The 22,429-nt window shown below is 38.0% G+C and carries 37 protein-coding genes and 1 tRNA gene; 8 read left to right on the top strand and 30 right to left on the bottom strand.

All coding sequences use genetic code 11. From position 1 onward, the window contains the following. Position 1 precedes the first annotated feature (1 nt). The 28 genes from ACKTSC_RS04355 to ACKTSC_RS04220 all read right to left on the bottom strand — a co-directional run bounded on the left by ACKTSC_RS04355 (position 2) and on the right by ACKTSC_RS04220 (position 17,186). A complete protein-coding gene (locus ACKTSC_RS04355) occupies positions 2 to 361 on the bottom strand; it encodes a hypothetical protein (RefSeq protein WP_178982416.1) in 360 nt (119 codons plus the stop codon). Next, positions 351 to 797 carry a head-tail connector protein gene (locus ACKTSC_RS04350; RefSeq protein WP_178982418.1) on the bottom strand — a complete coding sequence of 149 codons (447 nt, stop codon included), beginning with the start codon at positions 795 to 797 and terminating at the stop codon, positions 351 to 353. Before ACKTSC_RS04350 ends, ACKTSC_RS04355 begins: the two co-directional genes overlap by 11 nt. Further along, positions 798 to 1,037, bottom strand: a complete 240-nt coding sequence (locus ACKTSC_RS04345; RefSeq protein ID WP_178982419.1) for a hypothetical protein — start codon at positions 1,035 to 1,037, stop codon at positions 798 to 800. Between the two features lie 11 nt (positions 1,038 to 1,048). Further along, the gene (locus ACKTSC_RS04340; RefSeq protein WP_178982421.1) at positions 1,049 to 2,137 is read right to left on the bottom strand and encodes a phage major capsid protein; all 1,089 of its coding nucleotides are present in this window, start codon (positions 2,135 to 2,137) and stop codon (positions 1,049 to 1,051) included. Then, positions 2,137 to 2,523, bottom strand: coding sequence for a capsid cement protein (locus ACKTSC_RS04335; protein ID WP_178982423.1), 387 nt, complete (start codon positions 2,521 to 2,523; stop codon positions 2,137 to 2,139). Before ACKTSC_RS04335 ends, ACKTSC_RS04340 begins: the two co-directional genes overlap by 1 nt. A 14-nt stretch (positions 2,524 to 2,537) precedes the next feature. Beyond that, the gene (locus tag ACKTSC_RS04330; protein ID WP_407856944.1) at positions 2,538 to 3,713 is read right to left on the bottom strand and encodes a hypothetical protein; all 1,176 of its coding nucleotides are present in this window, start codon (positions 3,711 to 3,713) and stop codon (positions 2,538 to 2,540) included. 20 nt (positions 3,714 to 3,733) lie between these two features. Beyond that, positions 3,734 to 3,946: a hypothetical protein gene (locus ACKTSC_RS04325; RefSeq protein ID WP_407856943.1), complete on the bottom strand. Its 213-nt coding sequence runs from the start codon at positions 3,944 to 3,946 to the stop codon at positions 3,734 to 3,736. A gap of 8 nt (positions 3,947 to 3,954) precedes the next feature. Beyond that, complete coding sequence (locus tag ACKTSC_RS04320; protein ID WP_407856942.1) at positions 3,955 to 4,857, bottom strand: phage minor head protein; 903 nt, start codon at positions 4,855 to 4,857, stop codon at positions 3,955 to 3,957. Beyond that, entirely contained in the window at positions 4,826 to 6,247 is a 1,422-nt protein-coding gene (locus ACKTSC_RS04315) for a phage portal protein family protein (RefSeq protein WP_407856941.1), read from the bottom strand. Before ACKTSC_RS04315 ends, ACKTSC_RS04320 begins: the two co-directional genes overlap by 32 nt. A 47-nt stretch (positions 6,248 to 6,294) precedes the next feature. Beyond that, positions 6,295 to 7,755: a phage terminase large subunit gene (terL, locus tag ACKTSC_RS04310; RefSeq protein ID WP_178982433.1), complete on the bottom strand. Its 1,461-nt coding sequence runs from the start codon at positions 7,753 to 7,755 to the stop codon at positions 6,295 to 6,297. After that, entirely contained in the window at positions 7,739 to 7,951 is a 213-nt protein-coding gene (locus ACKTSC_RS04305) for a hypothetical protein (protein WP_407856940.1), read from the bottom strand. Before ACKTSC_RS04305 ends, terL begins: the two co-directional genes overlap by 17 nt. Positions 7,952 to 8,760: 809 nt before the next feature. Beyond that, a tRNA-Ile gene (locus ACKTSC_RS04300) sits at positions 8,761 to 8,833 on the bottom strand. A gap of 554 nt (positions 8,834 to 9,387) precedes the next feature. Continuing rightward, a complete protein-coding gene (locus tag ACKTSC_RS04295; RefSeq protein WP_177184094.1) occupies positions 9,388 to 9,804 on the bottom strand; it encodes an ArpU family phage packaging/lysis transcriptional regulator in 417 nt (138 codons plus the stop codon). A 345-nt stretch (positions 9,805 to 10,149) separates the two neighbouring features. Then, entirely contained in the window at positions 10,150 to 10,494 is a 345-nt protein-coding gene (locus tag ACKTSC_RS04290; protein ID WP_407856939.1) for a hypothetical protein, read from the bottom strand. A gap of 104 nt (positions 10,495 to 10,598) precedes the next feature. Further along, the gene (locus ACKTSC_RS04285) at positions 10,599 to 10,985 is read right to left on the bottom strand and encodes a DUF1642 domain-containing protein (RefSeq protein WP_407856938.1); all 387 of its coding nucleotides are present in this window, start codon (positions 10,983 to 10,985) and stop codon (positions 10,599 to 10,601) included. A 68-nt stretch (positions 10,986 to 11,053) separates the two neighbouring features. Beyond that, complete coding sequence (locus tag ACKTSC_RS04280; RefSeq protein WP_407856937.1) at positions 11,054 to 11,278, bottom strand: hypothetical protein; 225 nt, start codon at positions 11,276 to 11,278, stop codon at positions 11,054 to 11,056. Between the two features lie 33 nt (positions 11,279 to 11,311). Next, positions 11,312 to 11,635 carry a DUF5406 family protein gene (locus ACKTSC_RS04275; protein ID WP_407856936.1) on the bottom strand — a complete coding sequence of 108 codons (324 nt, stop codon included), beginning with the start codon at positions 11,633 to 11,635 and terminating at the stop codon, positions 11,312 to 11,314. 25 nt (positions 11,636 to 11,660) lie between these two features. Next, a complete protein-coding gene (locus tag ACKTSC_RS04270) occupies positions 11,661 to 11,855 on the bottom strand; it encodes a hypothetical protein (protein ID WP_407856935.1) in 195 nt (64 codons plus the stop codon). Beyond that, positions 11,828 to 12,298, bottom strand: coding sequence for a hypothetical protein (locus ACKTSC_RS04265; RefSeq protein WP_407856934.1), 471 nt, complete (start codon positions 12,296 to 12,298; stop codon positions 11,828 to 11,830). The genes ACKTSC_RS04270 and ACKTSC_RS04265 overlap by 28 nt, the downstream gene beginning before the upstream one ends. After that, the gene (locus ACKTSC_RS04260) at positions 12,279 to 12,704 is read right to left on the bottom strand and encodes a DUF1064 domain-containing protein (protein ID WP_407856933.1); all 426 of its coding nucleotides are present in this window, start codon (positions 12,702 to 12,704) and stop codon (positions 12,279 to 12,281) included. The genes ACKTSC_RS04265 and ACKTSC_RS04260 overlap by 20 nt, the downstream gene beginning before the upstream one ends. Next, on the bottom strand, positions 12,701 to 12,964 hold the full coding sequence (locus tag ACKTSC_RS04255) for a hypothetical protein (protein WP_407856932.1): 264 nt from the start codon (positions 12,962 to 12,964) through the stop codon (positions 12,701 to 12,703). Before ACKTSC_RS04255 ends, ACKTSC_RS04260 begins: the two co-directional genes overlap by 4 nt. Beyond that, positions 12,951 to 13,868: a DnaD domain protein gene (locus tag ACKTSC_RS04250; RefSeq protein ID WP_407856931.1), complete on the bottom strand. Its 918-nt coding sequence runs from the start codon at positions 13,866 to 13,868 to the stop codon at positions 12,951 to 12,953. Before ACKTSC_RS04250 ends, ACKTSC_RS04255 begins: the two co-directional genes overlap by 14 nt. Before the next feature lie 11 nt (positions 13,869 to 13,879). Then, entirely contained in the window at positions 13,880 to 14,686 is an 807-nt protein-coding gene (locus ACKTSC_RS04245; protein WP_407856930.1) for a PD-(D/E)XK nuclease-like domain-containing protein, read from the bottom strand. Then, on the bottom strand, positions 14,658 to 15,476 hold the full coding sequence (locus tag ACKTSC_RS04240; RefSeq protein ID WP_407856929.1) for a recombinase family protein: 819 nt from the start codon (positions 15,474 to 15,476) through the stop codon (positions 14,658 to 14,660). The genes ACKTSC_RS04245 and ACKTSC_RS04240 overlap by 29 nt, the downstream gene beginning before the upstream one ends. After that, on the bottom strand, positions 15,469 to 15,807 hold the full coding sequence (locus ACKTSC_RS04235; RefSeq protein WP_407856928.1) for a hypothetical protein: 339 nt from the start codon (positions 15,805 to 15,807) through the stop codon (positions 15,469 to 15,471). The genes ACKTSC_RS04240 and ACKTSC_RS04235 overlap by 8 nt, the downstream gene beginning before the upstream one ends. A 78-nt stretch (positions 15,808 to 15,885) precedes the next feature. Continuing rightward, positions 15,886 to 16,083, bottom strand: coding sequence for a hypothetical protein (locus ACKTSC_RS04230; protein WP_311804986.1), 198 nt, complete (start codon positions 16,081 to 16,083; stop codon positions 15,886 to 15,888). Positions 16,084 to 16,340: 257 nt separating this feature from the next. Then, positions 16,341 to 16,868, bottom strand: a complete 528-nt coding sequence (locus tag ACKTSC_RS04225; protein WP_407856927.1) for a hypothetical protein — start codon at positions 16,866 to 16,868, stop codon at positions 16,341 to 16,343. Between the two features lie 63 nt (positions 16,869 to 16,931). Further along, positions 16,932 to 17,186: a hypothetical protein gene (locus tag ACKTSC_RS04220; RefSeq protein WP_407856926.1), complete on the bottom strand. Its 255-nt coding sequence runs from the start codon at positions 17,184 to 17,186 to the stop codon at positions 16,932 to 16,934. Positions 17,187 to 17,260: 74 nt separating this feature from the next. On the opposite strand from ACKTSC_RS04220, the gene ACKTSC_RS04215 reads away from it, so the two are divergent. Then, entirely contained in the window at positions 17,261 to 17,671 is a 411-nt protein-coding gene (locus ACKTSC_RS04215; protein ID WP_178982472.1) for a DUF2513 domain-containing protein, read from the top strand. Here the strand turns inward: ACKTSC_RS04215 and ACKTSC_RS04210 are convergent. Both ACKTSC_RS04210 and ACKTSC_RS04205 read right to left on the bottom strand, forming a co-directional pair. Then, a complete protein-coding gene (locus ACKTSC_RS04210; protein WP_407856925.1) occupies positions 17,646 to 17,819 on the bottom strand; it encodes a hypothetical protein in 174 nt (57 codons plus the stop codon). The genes ACKTSC_RS04215 and ACKTSC_RS04210 overlap by 26 nt on opposite strands. Next, the gene (locus tag ACKTSC_RS04205; RefSeq protein WP_086304064.1) at positions 17,819 to 18,043 is read right to left on the bottom strand and encodes a helix-turn-helix transcriptional regulator; all 225 of its coding nucleotides are present in this window, start codon (positions 18,041 to 18,043) and stop codon (positions 17,819 to 17,821) included. The genes ACKTSC_RS04210 and ACKTSC_RS04205 overlap by 1 nt, the downstream gene beginning before the upstream one ends. 171 nt (positions 18,044 to 18,214) lie before the next feature. Here ACKTSC_RS04205 and ACKTSC_RS04200 point away from each other — a divergent pair, with 171 nt between their 5' ends. The 7 genes from ACKTSC_RS04200 (at position 18,215) to ACKTSC_RS04170 (ending at position 22,401) form a co-directional block, all read left to right on the top strand. Beyond that, the gene (locus ACKTSC_RS04200; RefSeq protein WP_178982474.1) at positions 18,215 to 18,538 is read left to right on the top strand and encodes a helix-turn-helix domain-containing protein; all 324 of its coding nucleotides are present in this window, start codon (positions 18,215 to 18,217) and stop codon (positions 18,536 to 18,538) included. Between the two features lie 32 nt (positions 18,539 to 18,570). Beyond that, on the top strand, positions 18,571 to 19,017 hold the full coding sequence (locus tag ACKTSC_RS04195; protein ID WP_407857027.1) for a toxin: 447 nt from the start codon (positions 18,571 to 18,573) through the stop codon (positions 19,015 to 19,017). Between the two features lie 14 nt (positions 19,018 to 19,031). Further along, complete coding sequence (locus tag ACKTSC_RS04190; RefSeq protein ID WP_407856924.1) at positions 19,032 to 19,568, top strand: hypothetical protein; 537 nt, start codon at positions 19,032 to 19,034, stop codon at positions 19,566 to 19,568. A gap of 2 nt (positions 19,569 to 19,570) precedes the next feature. Continuing rightward, the gene (locus tag ACKTSC_RS04185) at positions 19,571 to 20,575 is read left to right on the top strand and encodes a DUF5067 domain-containing protein (RefSeq protein WP_407856923.1); all 1,005 of its coding nucleotides are present in this window, start codon (positions 19,571 to 19,573) and stop codon (positions 20,573 to 20,575) included. Positions 20,576 to 20,627: 52 nt separating this feature from the next. Then, the gene (locus ACKTSC_RS04180) at positions 20,628 to 20,813 is read left to right on the top strand and encodes a hypothetical protein (RefSeq protein ID WP_086304072.1); all 186 of its coding nucleotides are present in this window, start codon (positions 20,628 to 20,630) and stop codon (positions 20,811 to 20,813) included. A 91-nt stretch (positions 20,814 to 20,904) separates the two neighbouring features. Next, the gene (locus ACKTSC_RS04175; protein WP_407856922.1) at positions 20,905 to 22,185 is read left to right on the top strand and encodes a DNA/RNA non-specific endonuclease; all 1,281 of its coding nucleotides are present in this window, start codon (positions 20,905 to 20,907) and stop codon (positions 22,183 to 22,185) included. A gap of 63 nt (positions 22,186 to 22,248) precedes the next feature. Beyond that, entirely contained in the window at positions 22,249 to 22,401 is a 153-nt protein-coding gene (locus ACKTSC_RS04170; RefSeq protein WP_177184091.1) for a hypothetical protein, read from the top strand. The last annotated feature ends 28 nt before the right edge of the window (positions 22,402 to 22,429 follow it).

The raw sequence follows: 22,429 nt of genomic DNA, 5'->3' as shown, positions 1-22,429 counted from the left end.
GTCATTCAGCTCCTTTTAGATAAATCTTGTTATGGTGCAGCCTTTTTCTTCCTGTTTGTCTAACGATTCGATCAACTTCAAGTTTGGCTGTGGTGATGGAATTTCCTTCAACATCAACTATGTCTGAAATAACCATTTCTGGATCAACTTCCGTTGTTTTCGGTACCAAAATGTAGATAGACTTCACCACATCGGAACCCGTATTGTCTCTATTAGATATTGTTTCTTCAACAAAGCGACAATGAGACTGAAAAGGTTCTTTCGGTTTGTATATCGGTCGTCCCCAGCCATCTTCTCCCACTTTTTCTTCACCAGGAAGTTGGATGGTACAAAAATGAGGCAGCAAGCGATCAAAAGACACGTCTACCACCTCTTTCCGGGTTTCTTCTAGTCGGTCCACTGACGCTGAAGTAAGTTGGATTCTGCTTGCCTATTGTTAAGGCATCTAGCAACATATCTAACTCATAGTCTCCGGTAATACCAATCCCAACATCATCACCAATTGATTTTACCGTATATGAATAATCTCCGATGTTTTCAGATTTGATACCCTCGAACCGATTCTCCATATCCATTTCATTATCACAGTAATAAATGTAATCAACCAAACGCCAAGTGATTGTTTTTAGAGACTGTATCGTAATAGGATTTTCAGTCTTCGAATAATCAAATCTAGTCTTTTGAGTGATGTAATTGTTCGCCCGATTTATAAGTGATTCGAATGCTTCATCAGCGATTTTTTCTAACTCTTTTTTGAAATGAGAATGAAGAATTATCTCTGCCTTTTCAATGAACATTTAGCTCACTTCCTTAATAAAGCCTTCCTTGATTCGTAATTTTAACTCAGGGGAAAATGGTTTATCTATCAGTGCTCTTTCCCCATGTCGAATTACTACGCCTTTTGAAACAAATTGCCGATTTTTTACAGTACAGGTCAAATATGTTTGGTCCGATTTCTCTTCTTCCACTTCTGCATCAATGGTTACGTTCTCTGTTTCCACTTCAGAAACTTCTTCAGATTTTTTCTTTCTGGCCATTTGACTTCCTCCTATAAAGATTTACTCAAATCCATAATCATACGAGCCTTAGTTTCAAATGGCACATAATCAGAGGTTTTGGTTGTGTAAGATCCCTCTACTTGGGTCTTAATGTTCCGTTCATTTTCAGTAGAAAGCGCCTTAAATACGTACTCATTGATTGCAAATTTAGTATCGACAAACATGATTTGACCGTCTGGCATTTGTTTAGAAATAAAAGGTTTAGACGCTAAAACATCAGGAACAGTCCCATCTAATTGATTTTGCAGGAATATAGGCATTCCTTGTGTGGTTTCAATTGAAGTCCATTGTTTTGCAGTCTTACGATTCATAACAACTCGGTTTGGAGCGAATCCAGTTTCATCTTCCATATATGTTTGAGCATCCCAAGCATCTAATACGGTCAATTTCCCTGTTGTTTCCACACCACGCACTTCGGGTGCATCAGAACCATCGTCAAAATAACCATTTAATAAACGGTCAACAACCATACGTTCGTCAGTGCGCCCTAGCACTAACCCTTGTCGATTAAAGAATGCAGCTAGCATATCAAAATTCATTGCTTTGGCTTCATCTGTTAGTTCAATTCCGCCACCACGTTTGTATACTTGAATCATTTTCTTTTCAGCTAGCTTGATTGTCATTACTGGGATGGGACCGCCTTGCGCAATTGTTTTGAAGTCAAAATCTTCATCAGAGTAATCATCAGCATAGTACCAAGAAGTAGTTTGCTGATCGATATTAACAGTTCCCATCAATAATTCTGCTGCCCGTCCAGTTTTTTCAAATACTCCGCGAACATAAGATTCTACTAATGTTTCAAACAATGGTTTTGTATTGTCATTGGAGAGTAATGAACCCACATTAGCCCGAATCAAAGCCGGATTTAGCATCTTTCTGAAATCTTCCATTGTTAAATCGTTCTGATTAATGTATGAACGCACTAATAACGATGTATTTTTATTGATCAAATCTTGGCTAACGCCTTCTTCTCTAGCTGCTTTACGTGCTTCCTCCCAAAATTCATGTTGCTGTGGCATTTCGATTGTTCGATTGCCCACCGCAAACTTATCTGATTTAAATAGTTTTAATTCTGCCATTAAATTAGCACCTCCGCTGTTTTATCTGAATTTCCTTTCAAAACTAGCAATCCATTTGCTTTACTTCCTTCGACCACAGTCTCTTTTTCAAAAACTCCGTTTGCATTTGAGATGACTGTGTCTCCAGCAACAACGATTACTGATGTTTCAACTTTGACGTTACGTGATTTTCCAATTACATAAATTGAAACAGGGTCACCCGCTTTCCCTCCGACTTTAACAATACCGTCGATTTTAGCGCCTGTAGCCAAAGAAACACCGTAATTTCCTTGCGTAGCATCAAAAACAACTGGTTGTCCAGCTTTGACATCTGTTTTAGGATAAACCGTTAAACTTAGTCCATAACTTTCGGGGATAATTCCCCCGCGATTAAAAATTGCTCCCATTATGTTTATTCCTCCTATCTAATTGTTACGACATCAACAGTGTCGTTTCCGTCTTGGCTATTATCAATTTGACGACCGCCAGTGTATTTTCCAGCTTTCATTCTTTCATAGCTAGTGAGTTCTTCTTTGATGAATTCAATATCTGCACGTTCTAACATTTTTTTATAATTCTCGGCATTAAAATCATCGCCTTGAACAGCTACACGAGCATTTACTACGTTTTCAACTAGATCTTCTTTGTACTTGCGCCCATTTTTAGCTTCATTTTTTAAAGCCTTAAGCTTGTCTTCAGTGACATTATCGCCAAATACCGACCGAACCATACGACCTTGTTTTTGTTTTTCTTCATCATCGCCACCGTTTTCTTTGTCAAGCTGGTTAACTAGATTTTTAAGTGCTGCCAATGTTATTTCACCATCTTCAATTGCTTTTTTTACATCTGAAATTTTCATTTTAAAATTTTCAACTCCTCTTTTATTATTTTTTAATGCATTAAAAAAAGGCTTGTCCAACTCATCGAAACGAGTCCCTAAACCTTCTTGCAATACCGCTATTCTGTTCTCATCCATCTTGCCTTCATCTATCATCTGTCTAGCTTTCTCTATATAGGCATTTGAATTAGAACCTTTGTAAACCGTAGACACCTCTCTTAGATGACCATTCTTGACCCAGTAAAATGCTTCTTGACCGTCTTCTGTCCGATCACCTGGGAAATATGGTGACATTGTCATGGGTTTACCATCAATCGAACAAATATAATCATCTATACCTGCCATAAAACCGACCGACATATCTCTGATAATACCACCCTCGATATTTTTGATAATGTCATTTGTTGATCGTCCATTTGAGTTGCTATCTCTCAGTATGTAAAATTGAGCAACAACTTGAGTCAGATCATCCTTGTTTCTGATCTGTGAGTCAAATGAACGTCCAAAGGGCTCTTTTTCGGTGTTATGACCGTCTAAAAGCGAAACGCCTTTTGTCAAATCAGCAGCATAGTTCTTTAAAGTTGTTACTGGGTCCATTCTAGTTTTAAAACTGTCGAGCGAGTCGTCGCTGATCACACCCTCAAAAACAAACAATTCATCAACGCCAAAACTCCGTCGCGTGTGCCTATTGATTTTGGATAGTATCTCATCATCAATGTCCGTCGCATGAACTGACATAGCAAAATTATTTTCTCCCATCCTTTCACCCCCTCTCAGTGCTAATTATAAACTTGCGTTATATCGTATATATTGCTTGTTGGTAAAATAAATGCTTCTCCATCATTTACGAAACCTCGAATAAATGGAGTTGGCTTCTTGGATAAAATGTTGTCGACCACTTCGTCTGGAATAGTACACTTGATTTCCATAAACTTCCCCTCTGTATCATTTTTATTGCCTGACCAATATTTCAGCATATACAAATTATTCATAGATACTCCTATTGTTTCATTTTATCTTCATCTAGGTCTTTCCAAAGTAACTGATAAGTGCAGCGACACTGAATGACATTATTGGCACCAGCGCCCATCTCTGAGTCCCTGGGATACATCAGTAGTTCGCCGTTAACAATAAAGGGTTCATAGAACTCCTTAAATTGATTATGCGCTTCTTGATGTGAGTGTCTGACACGTTCATCATTCGATGCTTGCCAAACCTTTCCAAGTAGTAATCCTTCATCAGCAAACTTCATGTCAGAGCTAAACTGGCCGGTTGTTTGAGCCGTTAGTATCTCCGTTCTAGCAATTGATCGAGCACGGTCGTCGCTGAACGCATAATCACGCTGTAAGACAGATTGAACTTTATCGATTGAATACGGGCCGTCCGAAATCGTGTCATATATTAATTTACGAACACGATCAGCCGAAGTTCCAACTATTTCTGTTGCACTAAATCTCGCCCTCCATTCGATCCAATCCATTAATTTGTTATCTATGAAGTCATACTTACCAAATACTCCCTCAGGACTGAATGGTATCTCCACGGGTATGTTCAAATAGTTAATCTCTCCGACCAACATGATCGTTCCAAGTAACCACTCATTGAACAGCATCTCCCAGTCCTCAATCATTTTGTTTAACGTTCGGTTGTTCAAAACATATTCTTCCACCCAATCCTGAAACTCTTTAGGATAATCTGATAAATCGACACGATTATTTCCAATATTTGATAGGGCTGGCGCATTGTTTAACTTATTATGGATTATTTGTTGTTGATTGGATAAAACGTCTGTAAATGCCAAATAAGCCTGTTCAGCAACAATGGCAACATTTGCTGACCACGGCTCATTCATCTCGTAAACGAATGGATCGCTACTTAGCTTTTTCTTTGAGGAAGATCTCACTTGGGAAACGCCGGATTTGTCGTCCTTCATCGTCCTCCTCCTCACCTACTTTTGATTTCTGAGTATTGCCGAATAAATCAGAATAGCCCGCTTGTCGCTGTTTAGGTTCCGCTACCGCATCATGGCCAACCATCTCATTGGCGGCTTCATCATTATCGATCCAGCCTTGATTAACCTTAGAAATCCAGTTGTTAATCTCTGTCGCTTCCGCAGTTGCTTCAGCTTGACGATCTTTCGAACGAACTTCATTGAATGTAATTGAAACACTAGACTGGCTTCCTTTCACTCTCAAGGCAACTGTATAGGCTTTTTCAAGCAGACGTTTTGTCATATTCTGAATGCTTCGAATACCAGCCACTTGGATTTCCCATTGAATGGACCCATGGGTTTCAGTTGTGCTTTGGTTCTGTCCTAACATAATCGGCAGCTGCTTCAGTGCAACTGTCACTTGTCTATCTAGTATGTCTAATAAAGATTTGAAATCAATACTTTTACCGCCCATGCCCGATACTTGTTCCACTTTAATAGTGTCATCATGATAAAAATCATCGTCTATATCAATTTCAGCAAAAGCAGACTCTATAGTGTCCATGTATTCATTGATAAACTTTTCTGTGCCATCCTTATCATATTGAAGACGTTCAGGAATATTATTAACAATTGCCTCAGTAGAAACAGAAACATCGAAACGCGGATAGCCCATTTTATGAGTGATGGTTCTAAGGTCATTTAGAACTTCTGCTTGGAAAATGACTGCTTCGAGTGCTGGTAACATAGGGCTTCTTCCATAAGGGTCATCTATATCTGGATCTAGAGGTACATAAAACACTTGTTCAGGATTCAATCTTAACCACGTTCCATCGGGTTTACGTTGGCACAATTCAAGCTCACCTGTGTCTTCTTTGGGAATAAAATCAACTTTCGAAGGCTGAATCGGATGGAAATCCACAATCTCAGTCAGCGTTTTATCGAGTTCTACTTCCAATGCTACTGCACCGTACGTGAAACCAGCTAGATTAAGAACGTTTACTAATTGGTCCGTGCCTCCACCGTATATTTTCCCTAATCGAGGTGCTAATTCTTCATTGATGTATCTTTGCATTTCTTCATCATTTTCACCATCAATACTAAATACTTGCACCTCATGACCTTGGTTCCCCAAACGTAAAAAGTTCCAAACTGCCATTGATGCATCTGGATTGATATCTCTTAGTAATTTTAGTGAGTCAAGGATTTTCTTTTCTCGATGTAATTCACGTTTAATTGGTTGATCCAATTGTTTGAGAAATCCGTAATCCCATTTTGCTTTCGTTTGCCTCCCACTTTCAAACTTGCCAGCAACTACTTTTTTCAAAGTATCTTTGCGAATATTTCCTATTACTTTTCGCATACGTTTTTGTTTTCTGCTACGTCTTAATCGTTCAATCGGTCCTATTGTTATTTCCTCCTTCCTCTTATCTTGGGCAGATTTGGTTTAACGTCTTCTGGATCAAATGGTTTATCCATTTTAACCAGCGCCTGGGACATCGAATCCACATCGTCATCATGGGCTCCATTAGGGAATGCTTCTAACTCGTCTAATACTTCATCAGTCCATGCTTTCCATAACGGATGAGGAACGTAGACATTACCGGACTCCCAAAAAGGGGCTACCGCTTGTGCGCGCACTTCTTTACCTCCTTGAGGGTTCACCGCAACCATGCCAGGAATTTTTTTCTGTAGCATTTCAATAACGGCAGTACCATTTGCCTTATCTTCGACTAGTTTTGCCGTTGCTTCAGGCCAACGAGTAGTCATTGATTGGATAGCTCGCATAGTTTCTACGATGCCCATTCGTTCGTGATGCCGATCTAGTAAATAAAAATCAGCATTATCTCTTGCCCATACTTGACCCGCCACATAGTCAGAAGTACTTTTATCCTTAAAAGTGCAATCCCAAGACTGTATCTGCTGACTAAAAGAACTAGGCATAACTTTTACATCATCGCCTAGTCCTAGTTTTACCTTCATTTCAATTGATGGAACGTAATACTTCGCCCAGGATCGTTTGAAGATATCACCACCAGCTGGTGTAGGCCTTTGTTGATACAATGATGCCCATCCACGAGAGCCGGTAACAGCCTTGGTTTGCTCTGCCCATTCTTCATCCTTACCTATTTCAGGAGCTAGCGCTTCACCAACTTTACGACCTAACAAATCGTTTTCTTCCGCAATCGCTGGTATCTTAATCTCGACCCAAGGTAATCGGGCTTCTCTAAGTAATCGACCTGCTAAATCATCTTCATGCCAACGAGTCATAATAATGATCACTGACCCATTTGCAGATAAACGAGAATAAAATGTATCTTGCCATTCAGCATATATCTTGTCTCGAATCGTTTTACTTTCTGCTTCAGCACGGTTTTTTACAGGATCGTCTACAATCAAAAGATCTGTTCCGCGACCTGTTGCGCCACCTAAAATAGATGTACAATACAATTGTCCTTGATGACCTTCAATCCCCCACTCTGAGACGCTTGCTGTTTCAGAACTTAATTTCAATTCAAACAAAATATCACTATTCAGTCTGAAAAGTTCTCTGTTTTTTCGTCCAAACTTCTTGTAAAGCTCTTCCGAATAAGACACTACCATCGCAAGCTTATCAGGATTCTTACACAAAAAATAGGTTGGAAATGTCTCTGTTATATATGTTGACTTTCCATGTTGTGGCGGTAATTCTACTATAATGAACAATTGCTCACCATCCGAAATGCGATCCAGGTAAGGAGAAATATATAGCTGATGTTTCAAAGGCTTCATCCCATTGTGAGTATAAAAAAAGAAGTCCGCGTAATTTCTTCTCGCCAACTCCATCAGAGCATCTTTTTTAACTTTTTGAAGATCAACCATCATCGCCATAGGCTAATCGCCTCAATTCATCGGTGGTTAAACCAGCGTAAGGATTCTTCGCTTTTACTTCACCAGATAATTCAACTTTATTTGTATAAATACCGTCCATCTTGTTTAATGTATCAATTGCTCGGATCTGATCCCCTGGATACTCATCGTCTTGGGCAATCTCTGAAAGCTTCACCATCCGCTCTTTTCTAGTCAAAATTGCCTCGTCCTGAGCCTCTTCTTGTAACTCCCTATACCTACCCAAAACCTCACTAACCTTCAACAACTCGCTAGCTCGACTATCTACTGTATTGTCTTTCCACCTATTAGATGATGCGAATGATTCTCTATATGCTTTTCGTTGTGTCATGCCTGTAATAAGGCACTGCACAAATTTTTCGTGTCTAGCATTTTCCAACACTGGCATGATTTCAACTCCATCTCTGTATTGTCCTGTAAGCGTTAAAATGATATAATCCTTTCAGGGTGAATCCTTTAAAAGTTTGTTTTTCACTTGGTCATCGTGTAAACGATGGCCTATTTTTTGTATTGAAATATCATTTCTGTAATGATAATATTTTTATACTTGTTACATTGAGGACTATTGCGGAAACAGTAGCCCTCTTTTTTTGTGCAAAATAAAAACAGTCTCACGAGGAGACTGCTACTTCTTCAACTTCTTTTTCAATTGTTCTAATTTCTCAGCGTCGGACTTCTTAATGATTTCTGATAGTTTAAACATTTCATTCCTCCTCAAAATAAAAAAACGCCTAAGCGATCTTGATTATGTATTAAGCAACCTACTCCATTATGGAACCCACTGTTACTCCATGCCTGGCAGATGGGAATGCTCGGTTGCTCCATTAAGGCTATGACAAGATAGCCAATGTTTAAACGTCTCTGAATTAATCCATCAACGCCCAACGTTCCAACACGTTGTTTCCGAATGTGTAAAGAAGGAATCCACAATTACACGTCTGCTGTCGTTGCAGTGTTTAGTCAATTATGACCATCATTCAATTCCTATTAACGTGGCCGGACTCGAACCGACGACCTCTTGGCTATTCACCAAACGCTCTAGCCGCTGAGCTACACGCCACGACTTATAAAGAATACAATTAGGATGGTACGGATTATCAGTCCGATCATATTACGCCCGACTTAACTAGTATGCGGAATCAACCTAACGTTTCTAATGCGTTACGTCACTGGAGTGGCACTGCCCCACCCATATCTATCTAAAATAGATCAAATCGCATAGCGCCTGTGAAAGTTTCTGCTTATCTGTTGCGTCTTCTACTTCCGCCACAGTGACATAATAATAAGACGGCACGTGAACTTTAAAGGAAGAGGAGCTATTCACTTCCTTATTTATTTTTTTAATTGTGCCGCCTAAGATTGTAGAAACCGAGAGAGGAAGCTGTTCACCTCCTTTTTCCATAGAATATTGTGAGTAGTCTATGATTTTTGATAACTCTCTAATAAAAACAGCTAGTTCAGATGGTTGTTCATTTACTCCACTTTTTAGCAGTTGTCCTGTTTATGATGTTCGTCTGACTAGCTGTAAATATACTAATTTGATAATAATAGTATATAGCAGAAAAACGTTGCAAAACCGCCAAATATCCCGCAAAAAACCGCCAAAATAATTGTTCAACGATATGCGATCAATCTGCCTTTTTTATAAGCTTCAGCAAATTCAATTAGAGCTTCTGACATTAGTCTTTCAACGCTGCGCTCAGAGTAGCCAATTTCACGGCCGATTTTATAATTAGAATAACTATCAGGTGCACAGTAGCGGTAATAGAGAACTTGACGACTTGTTATTCCCAAAGACATCAAAGCTGCTAAAATAGCATCTCTTTCAGCTTCAGCTTCCATAAATTGGATCATTCCGTCTTCCGCCTTGTTCCCCCATCTATCACCTTTTGGCATGTCTGACATGACTGGTGATTTAATATCTATCATTGACTTTCCCGCTATACGTACCCACTTACGATAATTTTTCAATATTTTTCTTGCATTACATTTAGTTTGATAAAAATCGACTTCTCTCAATAGCGCTATCATGCCATCCGCTCCTTGTGCTATAATGTTATTGTCTAGATAACCTATAGCGCTGAGCGAAAGCTTGGTGCTTTTTTATGAATATGTTAAATTCTAAGTAATCTAGCGGAAACTAGATATTGGTCAATGTTGGGTAGCCGGTGGTCGGCTACCTTTTTCTATGCAATTGGGTCGGTTAGCTGAACTAAATACCAATAAGGTAAGCCCCAAAAACAAGTATAAAAGCTGCGCAAATGGCTAAAAACCATGTTTTAGTAGCTTCCTTGGTACCTATCTCCTTACAGGTCCATATATAGAATCCCAGTAGCCAAATGCTTATGAGACTATATCCCAGAATATTTTTCCAGTTCATTCCGCTACCTCTTTCATTCCCCATTCCATGAAACCCGCTAGGACTTTAAATTGTTCTTCTTTGGTTAACCAAGCTCTAATAGCAAAATCATTTTCATTAGCAACTGAAAACACCGCTCCAAAAGGAGTCATCCACTTGTTCTTTGCATAAGCTTTTTGCAATAATTCCAACACGACCTGCTGGTTTGGGTTGAGTTTCACCTCAAAGCCTTGAACAATCGCCAGTGCATAATTAAAACCCTCAACAAAACTGTGGTTCACCGTTCTAAATTCATCACTACTGGAAAAATTCTCTTCATGCAGTTTATCTGCTTCTGATTCCAAATATTCAAGTAATTCCATTCTCACACTTACACTTTCTCGACTGTGCCACCTATTAATGACGTCTGTTGTTTTGCTTCTTTATAGCTTTTAAAATGATATGCTAGTTCTTTTTTGGGCGTAATTTATACTGACTCAATTTGTCCTGTTTCAATTGGACTCTTTAGATACATAGTGCTGTAGCAAACTATCCACTTCGACTCTTCCTCAACCTCGTATCCGTTAACCCACGCTTGTTCATAAAGTTCAGCGTTCTCCATGTACCATTCATAAATTAGCGAACTAGTAGCAAGAATAGATTCATGGAAATTGTCACCATCAGATTTTCTTTTTCTAATATATTGGTCGATAGCTGCAGGCACTTTGACTTTCTGCGGTTCGTCTAGCTGCTCAAGCAATTCTCTAACTTTTGCGACTTTCACGTATCTATCTTTTTCTCCATTGATATCATGGCATTCTGTACACCATGCTCCATGTCCCTTGAGCTTTTCAATAAATTCTTTTTTATTCATGAGTTTTCCTCCTCGTGGTATTTTCTATTTTGGAAATAACCACTTCTGCTATTTTGGTGGTTAGCTGACTATCCAGTAATTTCAACTAATACATCTGACCACGCTTCAACAACACGCTCAAAGAGTTCATTTGTAAAGTTCATATCACCGTTCTCAAAAACTAACTTATACCCTCTACCAATAGGATATGCTGTATAATTTTCACCTTTTAAACAATGCCTTCCTTCTGAGGAAAAAGATTCTAAACACAAAAATTTTCTCGTTGTATAGTTAATATGAATAGACTGTTCCATCTTCAACACTCCTTTATTTCTGTCGTTAGTTGACTAATCTTCTTCTGAAACCATGTCAATGATTTCTACGGCAACAATGTAATCTGATAAGTCGTCCCATTCACCTTCATCTATTAGTTCCTCGCCATGTTCACCTTTTAATACCATACTGTACCACTCATCACCAAGGTCTTTGAGTTGTGCATTATTGTCTTCAAATGACATTTCATACAAATCGTCAGCATCAACTCTCAATAGACTTGCGCCCTTAGTATTACCCTTGACACGATAAGTTACATATCCTTTGTATTTCCCTATTTGAAAAGTGACTTTAATAGTTTTAATTCCCCAGTGAATGTTTAAATCATAATTTTCCATATTTTATCCTCCGTGATAGCCCCAGTTAGCGTACCTCCTGCTTCTTCACTAGCCGTTTAGTAAACGGATTTCTTTCGTACAGCTCGCCTGACTCAATATTCACCACAATCACAATGCCGCTCACTTCTGCTGAGAAATGAACATCATCCCACTGACGATAATTTCTAAGCCGCTGATAGCCGTATTTTGACGCTATTTCTCTAATTTTTTTCTTTGGCATAAATCATACACATCTTTCTTTTTCAGATTTACACGCCGATTCAGTTTTGCTACCACTTTTTCATCGATTGAGTTGCATTTAACGATTTCAAAACTAGCGGTGTTACTATATTCATTGACCAACTTCCCCTCACACGAATAGACACATTGTGGACAATCTAGCTCGTATAACACGTCATACTTAAATTTTGGACGTTTAGGTCGCATCCAATTTTGCATTTCTGTAAACTTGTCCTTTTTTGGTTTTTTATTTTTCGTTCGCAACTTCGCTACGCAACTCTTGCAGCGCTTTAGTTTCCAGATGTTATCATTTTTGACTATGCGTTCTCTGCCACAGGAACATCTAGCAATCCATTCCCTGTCGTTTTCTGCAGGTCTGACGATCGTGTAATCCCCGTATATTTCGCCGGTTCGATCACGCTTCTTATTTTTTGCGGCTTCCATAAGCAACCTCTTTTCTCTTATTTGCCGGCATGTTAAACGGATAGTGGATAAAGCCACCTCGTGTCTTCTTAGCCAGTTCAATTACTATGCCTAACTCTTTAGCTATCATCTTAGCTTTAAGCTTAAAATCCTTCGTTTCCATGCCTTTAACGTCAACCAGTCGTATAAGTTCGCCCTGATTATAAAAAGCATAGTCAGCAACGTATTGGGTCTTTCTAATGGCCCATTGATTTAGTTTTAGAGTTGGCAGAATATCTAGTCGATCTTGAAGCTTGAGTATGTATCCATGCTCCTTGGCATAAGCGACAGCGATTGGATAGTAATCAGCCTCAGCAATAGAATCGAACCAACGATTATAGCGATATACTTTTTTATTGCCATATTTTGTTCGTTTACGAATAGTCATGTAGTTGTCTCAACCCCTATTCGTGTACTTAAAAATTGGAGATAGTAATCTGATGAAGTCTGCTTATAATCCACAGAATTATCAATGTACCACATGATATAACCACACATCATCAGACAAAAACGATGCTCAAGTTCGTCATTAGTACACTCGTTACGAACCATATCCCGCAGACGCTCATAATAAGAGCGCAATAACTCTTTTTCAATTTCGTCTTTTACTGATCCGCCAAGCTTAGTGATGATCTCAAGAAATCGCATGTTCCATCCCCCGCTTCTTAATTTCTTCGGTCAGTATTCCCAATTCTTGCTCTGTGACACTATACTTTTCTGCAAAATAATCTAGCGAAGCGTGTCCACCCATCTTTTCAGCCCACCAATAGTCAAATAGTTTTTTAGGCGTCCATTTGCTTTTAGAATTACGAGCTGAATTATTTTTGTTATAGTGTCCATCCAAAAAGTGTTGGACCTTTTCTAACGAATCTAGACCTTGTGACTCCCATGATTTAAGAATTTTATCAAGGTATTTATAGCTACGAGCATTGTTCTTTAGCATCTCGTCAATAGCAGCAATCACAATCTCGTCTTGCCCTCCAAAGTCATTGACCCAATGACCTAGAGACTGAACGATGAATGGTGCTTCTGCTGGGTTCACTTGATTGAGCCAATAACGCACAGCGCTCTCTTCTGAATTTTTAGTAATACTAGATACAGAAGACTCTTTAGTTTTCTTTAGTTTACTTTCCTTTACTTTACTTTCCTTGCTATCAGAATTAGATGGCATTGCCATTACTTTGTCATTAGCTTTGCTATCTTTTTGCCATCTTTTCTCAGCACCTTTTTTCCCAGCTTCGGATCTTTTCTTTGATTTTTCATCTTTTATCTCCATGCGCTTATTGAACCCTTCGGAGTAGAAACACTCACCATTATCGGTGAAGGCAAATAACCCAAAGTCTTCAACTATGCTTTTTACTTTCCCTGCATCTACACGAAGGTCAAAGGCTAACATATTGTAATCTTTGATACTCATGTAGTTTTTTTCATCACGGAGACGTTCTAAAATCATGAAATAGATTCCATAACCTTCAGCGCCGTATTTCATTCTGACTGGTAGTAATTTATCTGAGTTCCTTGAGTTGCTATCGTGAGGAAAGTAATTATTCATATAATTCCCTCCTACAAATCATTCATATTGATGAAACCAGTGATTCGTTTATGACCTCTGCAGTAATCGCATTGACCACATTGAGTTGGTTCTGCTTGCCCCATCTTCACTCGATGGATATGATCAATGTTTTCTTCTAATCTCGATAGTTCTGATTGCATTTTTGATTCATCTAAAGTAATTAGACCAACATCACTAGGTGTCTGCTTGCTGACTGCTGCAATGAATGGAACGAATTGTTTATTGTACTGTTGCTCTAACAACTCTCGATAGACAGCCATTTGAAGCGCATATCCGTAACGTTCAATGAAGTTAGCTCTAGGGCCCCAATAAAGGTCATACTTCTTTTCATGTATATCTTTTGTTGTCTTGATATCAACAAAGTAACCATCATTTAGATTTAAACAATCAATCTTGCCTTTCCATTCGATTCCAAATAATTCACCAGTCACAATGACTTCTTTATCACCTTGATAAATCTGATTGAATGCGGGTTCCTGTTCTAACCGATCAATCATTTGTTCTGCGATTTGAAAGTCTTTTAAAAGTCCGAATGGTTTGCGACTGGAGAACATTTTTACTTTGTTTTCTTCTTTAAATGCTTCGTGTGCTGCTGATGATTCAAAATAAGAATGAACATAGTTGCCAACTAATAGTGGCTTTTTGTCGCTATCTGGTTCCCATTCATTTTTTAGCTTGGCTAAGGTTGCAGCTTCACATTCTAAAAACGATTTATATTGGCTGACTGACATATAATGCCAATCAGCCTCATTTGAATAGTAATTTTCATCAGAAAGGATATTTTTCTCCATCTTCATCAATTGGAGCCACTTCCTCTCTATCGAAATTTGGAGCGTTTGGATCAGGATAGGCTAAATCGAGCGACTCTTGAGATACTTCTTTAACTAGCGTTGATTCTTTATCTGTTATTTCTTCTGAAACATTTTCTTCATCTGAATCATCAGAAGGAATCTCATTTTTAAATAGTTTTTCTTCAAGCGATTTTACTTTTTCTTCTTGAACGGGTTCTGCTTGCTTTACGCCATCAAAGTTGCCTTCTTGAACTTCTTCTACTGAATACATACCCATAATCATGTCTGGGCAATTAATACGCCCGAAGAATGAAGCTGCTCGATATCGAAGCATTACGTCAGGCATTGTTTTCCACTTAGACCCATTTTTAGTAGACCATCCTTCTTCTTTCGCCATTTTCATAGTGATCGTTGGTCCTTCAACAATATGTCCGTCATAATCTTCTACATAAGCCATACAGCTTCTGTTTTCTCCTTCGCCTGATAGCTTGTACAAGATTTCTGTTTTGTATTTTTTAGAATTATTAATCATCGCGATAATGTACTGACTGGACCAAGCTGGCTTGCCGTTCACGATGTAAAGGTTCTGCATAACCATCATCGGACTAACGTTTAAGCGATTTGCCATCTCAATAGCGATAATGCAATTTCCTTCGTTGCGTTGGTATTCCTTTGGTACAATCGTTGATTTTGATAATGCATTAGCCATTCTTGCAGCAGTGCTAAACGCATCTGGATTGGTCCAAATTTCACCTAAACTATTATTTGTTTGATTCGTCTTTAATTCATTACTCACGATCTAACGCCCCCTCTTGTTTCATTTGTAAATACGCTCTGCCTTCTAACGCTTGACAATAGTCTTGATACTCAATGCCTTCGTCATCCAATACTTCTTGAAAACTGTCTAAAACAACATATTTAGCGTATGGCTTCCCTTTAACGTAATATTTATCTTCAATTATTGTGCCTTTTACAAAAACAATCTTCATTACTAAATCATCTGGATAAACAGTATTATCAAAATCATCAATATTGTGAGGTATATCCTCAGATTCATTTTCAGGTTGGCTAACATTCGTAAAAACATAGCTCTCTGTATCTGACATTGCAGAATCGTAATTAAACATGTTATAATCCTCCTAGATAAATAAATGTTTGATGACTTACTTTTGCTTGCCGGCTAGTAAGTCTCTTTTTTTGTATCCTCATAGTCCCAGCACCTTTTTGACAATCTTGTTCGCGAAAAATGAAACTGGTATTAATGTTAATGCGATTGGCCAGTATCCGATAGTAGCGATTCCAATCATCGCGCCAGTGAATATCACCTTAGTAGCTTTGTAAGTCGCTAATTTTTGTGCTAATTCAACTGGAACAGTCGGCACATATTCAAAATCTTTTCTCATTGTTGAGCCTCCTTTTTCATTTCCAAAATATTTTTGTTTAGTTTTGATAACTCTTTGCGCTGTTTTTCTTCTGAAATCACATTTCTAAAACTTTTTCCTGCATTTTCGAATAAAAACCTTTCGGCTTCACGTATACTAACCAGTTTTTGAGAACTAAATTGAACTGTCTTTATCAAACCTAAGTCGACCAAAATGTAAATGTTATCTTTTGACGTTCTGTACTCGCTAGCTAATTCCGGTAATGTGTACGCAAGCATCTAATCATTCCTTTCTCTTGACTCCCCCATCTTGACGACCTCTCTGGAATTAAAACCGTATCGATCACATGAAGAAGTGAAAATTGCTATTTCAGAAGAAATCTCATCGACTAACTCGAGTAGCCAATCTTTAATTTTGTTTCGTTCAATTGATGTTAAATCAGCATTTGGTATTGACAGTAAATCCCATATCTCAAATTTCTTTTCGATTTCTATGCGTTCCATTTCTTCTTTGTCTTGTCCGACCATTTTTGAGAGTGGGTGATCATCTCGGCGCTTTCTGTTAAGTGGTCTCGGTGTATAGAACATTTCAGCTGCTGCTTCAAAGTCTAAGTTAGGCGATTGAAGATACTCAGCCATGTCGATTACTCCATCTAGCCCCATTCGACGTCGCCCATTCAATTTGTGGCTTATATTTTGAGGAGAGTCATTCATGTCTATTGCCATGGCTCTTTGGTTAATTGATTGACGGTCTACCTCGTTTCTAAAAATTGTCGCTATTCGTTTTTCATTCATTGAAACGACCATTTTCATCACTCCTTTGTATTCAGTTGTCAATTTTCATAGCAGTTTAACTACCATAAAATGTAGTTATGAAACAAGTTGAGGCTCACTCTCGAATTGCCATTTTGAATTGATAAAGTCGAAAATGTCTTGTGCTTGCTCATCCGTTGATAAAAACAAGATGTACATTTCATCGATGCTATTCTTGTCCGAAAATAATGAACTCTCGATTCCTGGTTCAACACCAAATTTTCTTTGAATAGCTGGTATCAGCATTTTGATGTATTGATTCAAGAAACGTGTATCGATTGATGCTCGAATCATTTGTGGTTTGTCTTTCATATTTTTTCACCTCCTCGTTCTCTTTCTGTTCGTCATCACCTTTGATAAGCTACTTAATGAAAGGTGGTGAAATTATGAAACTAAATCAAGAATGTGTACGAGATCTACTTTTAGCAGTAGAAGAACAACTTCGTCTCGAACCTGTTGGTATCGATCAATTGATTGACCAATCTGATCTATATTTGCGAGTAGATGATCAATACAAATATGAATTAGAAGAGTTAATTTACACAGCTCAAAAGTTAAACGAAGCCGGGTTTATCAACGGAGATAGTTCAATTGGTTATGATCAATTTACTGATTTTACTGTTGAATCCATTACTTGGAATGGTCACAAATTTTTAGATACAGTTAGAGATAACAAGGTATGGTCAGATACCAAGAAAATCACTTCTAAGTTTTCAAGCGTCTCTCTATCTCTTGTTGAAAATGTTGCTTCAACCGTTATCTCTCAAATTATTAGTAAATATCTTCATCTTGATTAGAAGCTTCGTCCATAATTTTCTCCGCAATATAACTTGCAATTTTCACTTCTGCAGGAATCATCTGCTCTGAGTTACTTGCGATAACTTGGAGCAGTTCATTGGTTTTCTTTTGTTCTTTTAGAATTAGTTTTAAGGTTTCCTGATCCATCAGACCACCTCCTTATCACGCGTCGTTTCGCGTACTTTCTTTTCAAAAAAATACGTCCAATCAAATCCTAATACTGACGCGATACGCATAGCATTTTCAACTGATGGTCTACGTCTACCTTGTTCAATTGAAGAATACGTTGTTCTTGGCATTTCAGCTAATTTAGCAACTTCATCTTGTGTTAATTCTTTTTTATTTCGCAAATTGATTAACCAGTTATCCATATTTCTCCCCCCTCTTTATGTGTCATATTGCGTACTTTTATATTACTACGCTTTTTGACACGCGTCAACAAATAAATACTCTTTTTGACACATTTGTTTATAATACTTTTTTTGACGCATATTGCGTAGTAATATTGGTACATAACGAAGCATAGAAAAAGGAGGTTGCAGATGTTTAGTCAAACTCTTACCGAACTAAGAAAGCGGCAAAAACTAACTCAGGCAGAAATGTCAAAAATATTAGGCGTAGCTCGAACAACATACTCTTCTTACGAACAAGGCAGACGCAAACCTGATGACGAAATACAGAAAAAGATAGCTGATTACTTCGGAGTGTCTCTTGATTTTCTTCATGGACGGATAGATTCTTCTGATATTAGAAAAAAAACTAAAGCCGAAACGGTTGCTGCTCACTTAGATGAAGATGTTACAGATGACGAAATGAAAGAGATCCTTAACTTCATAGACTATATAAAGCAAAGAGATCACAGTTAGTAGGTGCTTATTTGGATAATGTAGAAGAACTCATGGCAATGTATCCCGATGTCGAATATAAATTCGAACCCAAGATGCCCGATAAACAAAAAGGATTGTATATTGACAACGTGATTTATCTTAGCCCTTTTCAGTCAAGGAAAGAATTAGTCGGGACAGTAGCAGAGGAAATTGGTCACCATTTAACCACATATGGAAATATTATTGAACAGGATTCTATTGAGAAATGTCAGCAGGAACAAAAAGCTAGAGATGCAGGATACATGCTTGCAGTGTCCCCTAAAGATATAATTAACTGCTATCATGAACGCTTAGAGAAAGTTTGGGAGTGTGCTGAATTTCTAGCTGTTACAGAGGATACCTTTACAAAGGCTATTCAAACTTACGCAAAAAAGTATAGCCAAGGTCTTAGATATAAAAATTATTCAATTCGTTTCAGAGAAAATGGAACTGTAGGGGTTTGCGAATGGTTTGATTAAAAGGAGGTATTTGATTGGTTGATTGGAAGGGTTTAGGAAAAAAAACTTTCGATGTCACTAAGAACGTGACCGAAAAAAGTGTTGGCTCTTTTCAGGAGTGGAAAGATGATCCAAAACGTATAGCAAAAGTCGAAGAAAAAAAAGCTAAAAAAATGAACAGCAATGCTTTGAAAAAGAACTTTGAATCATTCTCTGCAACTGGAGTAATTGAAGAATCAACTTATAAAACTTTTAAACGCAACAAAATTACAAAAATAATACAAGAACAACCAAATAAAATTATCATAAAACAAGGTCGAAAAAAAGAGGAATTATTACTTGAAAAAGTTGTTTTTTCAGATAAAACTAACTCTGTAGGTGGAGCACTAATAGGTGCTGCAATAGCCGGAACTGCTGGAGCTTTGATTGGCGGATCAATGAAATCGAGTCGAGTATACGCCAACTTGTACGTTCGTACACTAGATAAAAAAGGCGTTCTTCATGTCATAAGATTTACTGCAGATCAAAAGGAAGCAGCGCAGCTTCTTCGACTTCAAGTTGTGGAGGATTAATCATGAAAAAATTTAGTGTTGCATTGTTGGTATTCTCTGCCCTTCTGCTGTCAGCTTGCTCTAGTGGTAAGAAGGCTGAGTCGACAGACTCGACAAGAACCAATCTTACATCAAGTAGTTCGAGTCAAAAAAAAGAGACAATAAATTTAGAGTCCATTTTAAATAAGTTCAAAAAAGATAGTTTAGCAGTTGATGGAGCTAGATCCATGACTAAAGAAGATTTTGGTATGGCTCCTATGTATGCTAAAGAAGCTAAGATATTCGGCATTCAAAAAGACGATTCAGGCGAATTTATGAATGCGCGAATTTTCTTATTTGAAAAAGAGAAAGATCTGACTAAAACAAAGGATTACTATGAAGAACTTGGCAAAGCGTCGGCTATGGCTTTCTCATATACTGCAGCAAATGAAAAGAAATTGATCCTTATGCAATTCAATGGAGATTTGTCACAGGACCTTGTTCAAAAGTATGCTGATTCTGCTGGATTGAAGCTTGCTCCTTCAAATTTTGCATCATCAGCTGATTCAAATACTCAAAATTCTACGGGTTCCTCAACCTCCTCTTCAAATACAGTAAACGAAGAAAGCTATGAAGAAATGAAGCAACGGACTCTTAAATCAACACCAACCGATCGTGTTAACTGGACAAATAAGGAATGGGAAGCTTTTGGCATGGCTTTAAGCGAAAACGAGTTAGCTATGGATGATAATGGCTATATCATCACTCAAGATCAGAAAGACCAACTAGAAGCGGAGAGACAAAAATCCAAGCAACAAACTGAATTTCAGGGTGGTCACGGTGCGCCGAAAGTTGTCACATCCCAAGCACAAGCTGTTCAAATCGCTCAGAGTCAGTTTGGAGACAACGGTGGTGCCTGGACATGGGGCTGTCTTTATGAAGATGAAAGAGGCTATTTTGTAAAAGCAACCGATCCGAATGATGGAACCATGACGCATACTGTAAAAAGTGTTTTCGTACATTATGATGGTTCGGTTACAGAAAACTAAAAAACCTCATTAACCCGCTTGATTATTTGTCGTTTTTCAAAGGAGAATTCAAATGTTTGAAGATTATAGCCTGAGAATAACACTTAGCTTACTTCTTATTCTATACGGTTTAGGACTCATCGTTTGGACATTCTGGGTATGGAAAAAGAAGAACAAAAAAGAACTATTGATATTTTTTTGTGGATTAGGGTTGATAGTTATTAGTATTATAACTGCTTTTTTAAAGCTTTTACCTTAGTTCATAACCTAGTCCTAGTTAGATGATTAACCAGAAACTATCTCACGGAGGTATGGATAGATAGTTGAAATGAATTAAATGGAGGATATAAATGGGCAATTTACTATTACTTGTAGGTTTTTTTGGATTTATTTTTGGTGTTTTAAGATTAATTAGAGCTTTTTTCAAAAAGTCCCCAAAGAAACCTGAGCTTTTCATAATTCTTGGGACTTTTATAGTTTTTATCGCAGGTGGCATGTTAACAGAACCATCTGTACATAAGACTGCAGAAACAACTATTAGCAGCACTCAGCCAAATAAGATAAAAAGTAAATCTGCTTCAAGCTCGTCCAAAGAAAAGGAAGATAAGAAAAAATCAACAGATGAAAAAAACAAGCAAAAACAGGCACTAATTTCTTTTGATAATCGAATGAAACAGGATAACACTACTCTTGCAAATTTAGATTATAGTAATACCCAAACAATTGAAGTAAACGACAACAAACCTACTTTTTCTGGGGATGATCTATCGTTAGCAAACAAAGCATGGGAAAAATATGGCGATCTTGATCAACTCAACCGTGCGACAACTGCAGAAGCTATGTTAAATCAATCGTTAATGCCTACAGCTAAACGTGGAGATATTTCTAATGTTAAACCTACAGGGTGGCATAATAAGAAAGTCAACAAAGGATATCTTTACAATCGATCTCATTTGATTGGGTATGCCCTTTCTGGTGAAAACGATAATTGGAAAAACCTTATAACTGGAACAGCTCAATTAAACAATCCTGAGATGCTTCGTTTTGAAATGGATATCAAGTACTATCTTGAAAAAAGTAAAGATAACTATGTAAGGTACTCCGTAACACCTGTCTTCCGTGGTGATGAGCTTCTAGCACGTGGAGTTCACTTGATGGCTCAATCAATTAAATCTGACGATATCAAATTTAATGTTTATATTTTCAATGTACAAGATGATGTTACTTTGAATTATTCAGATGGAACAAGTAAAACTAAAAACGAAATTGAAGCAGCACAACGAAAAGAAGAAGAACGAAAAAATGCAGAAATAAAAGCACAACAAGCCGCAGAAGAGCAGCAGCGAGTTGAAGCGCAAAAACAAGCAGAAGAACAACAACGAATTGAAGCGCAGAAGCAAGCAGAAGCCGCTCAGAGCGAAGCCAGTGCTCAACAAGCTGCTCCTACTCCTGCTCAAACAAATGGTCCAGAATACGTTGATGCCAACGGGAACGGATTAATCAAAGGTTCTAACAACGGAATATATCACGTTCCAGGGAGCAGATATTATGATAAAACAACTAATCCAGCAGCTTGGTTTAAAACAGTTGATGAAGCTGAAAGAGCCGGATATCGCGCTCCTAGAAATTAGTACTGCCTTCCCACCTAACTCTGCAAGTTCGATTAGATCCAAAAAGAAAGAAGGTGAATCGAAATGTCAGATGAAGAAATTAGAAAAGCGGCTCACGATGTAGCAATCATTTATATGGAAAAAGTGGACTTGGATCACAAATCTGCCAAGCAAGTGGCTAACTACTATGTGCAAGCAAAAAAAGACATTGAAAAAGTCTTACGAGAAAAAGATTAGCTCCATCCTCCCCGCCTGGCGACGCCGG

Origin of the sequence: Enterococcus hailinensis, from assembly GCF_045862035.1 — a bacterium.
Classification (GTDB): domain Bacteria; phylum Bacillota; class Bacilli; order Lactobacillales; family Enterococcaceae; genus Enterococcus_A; species Enterococcus_A hailinensis.
Note: the sequence above shows the minus strand (reverse complement) of the source record. Positions and strands in the feature narration are given on the sequence as shown.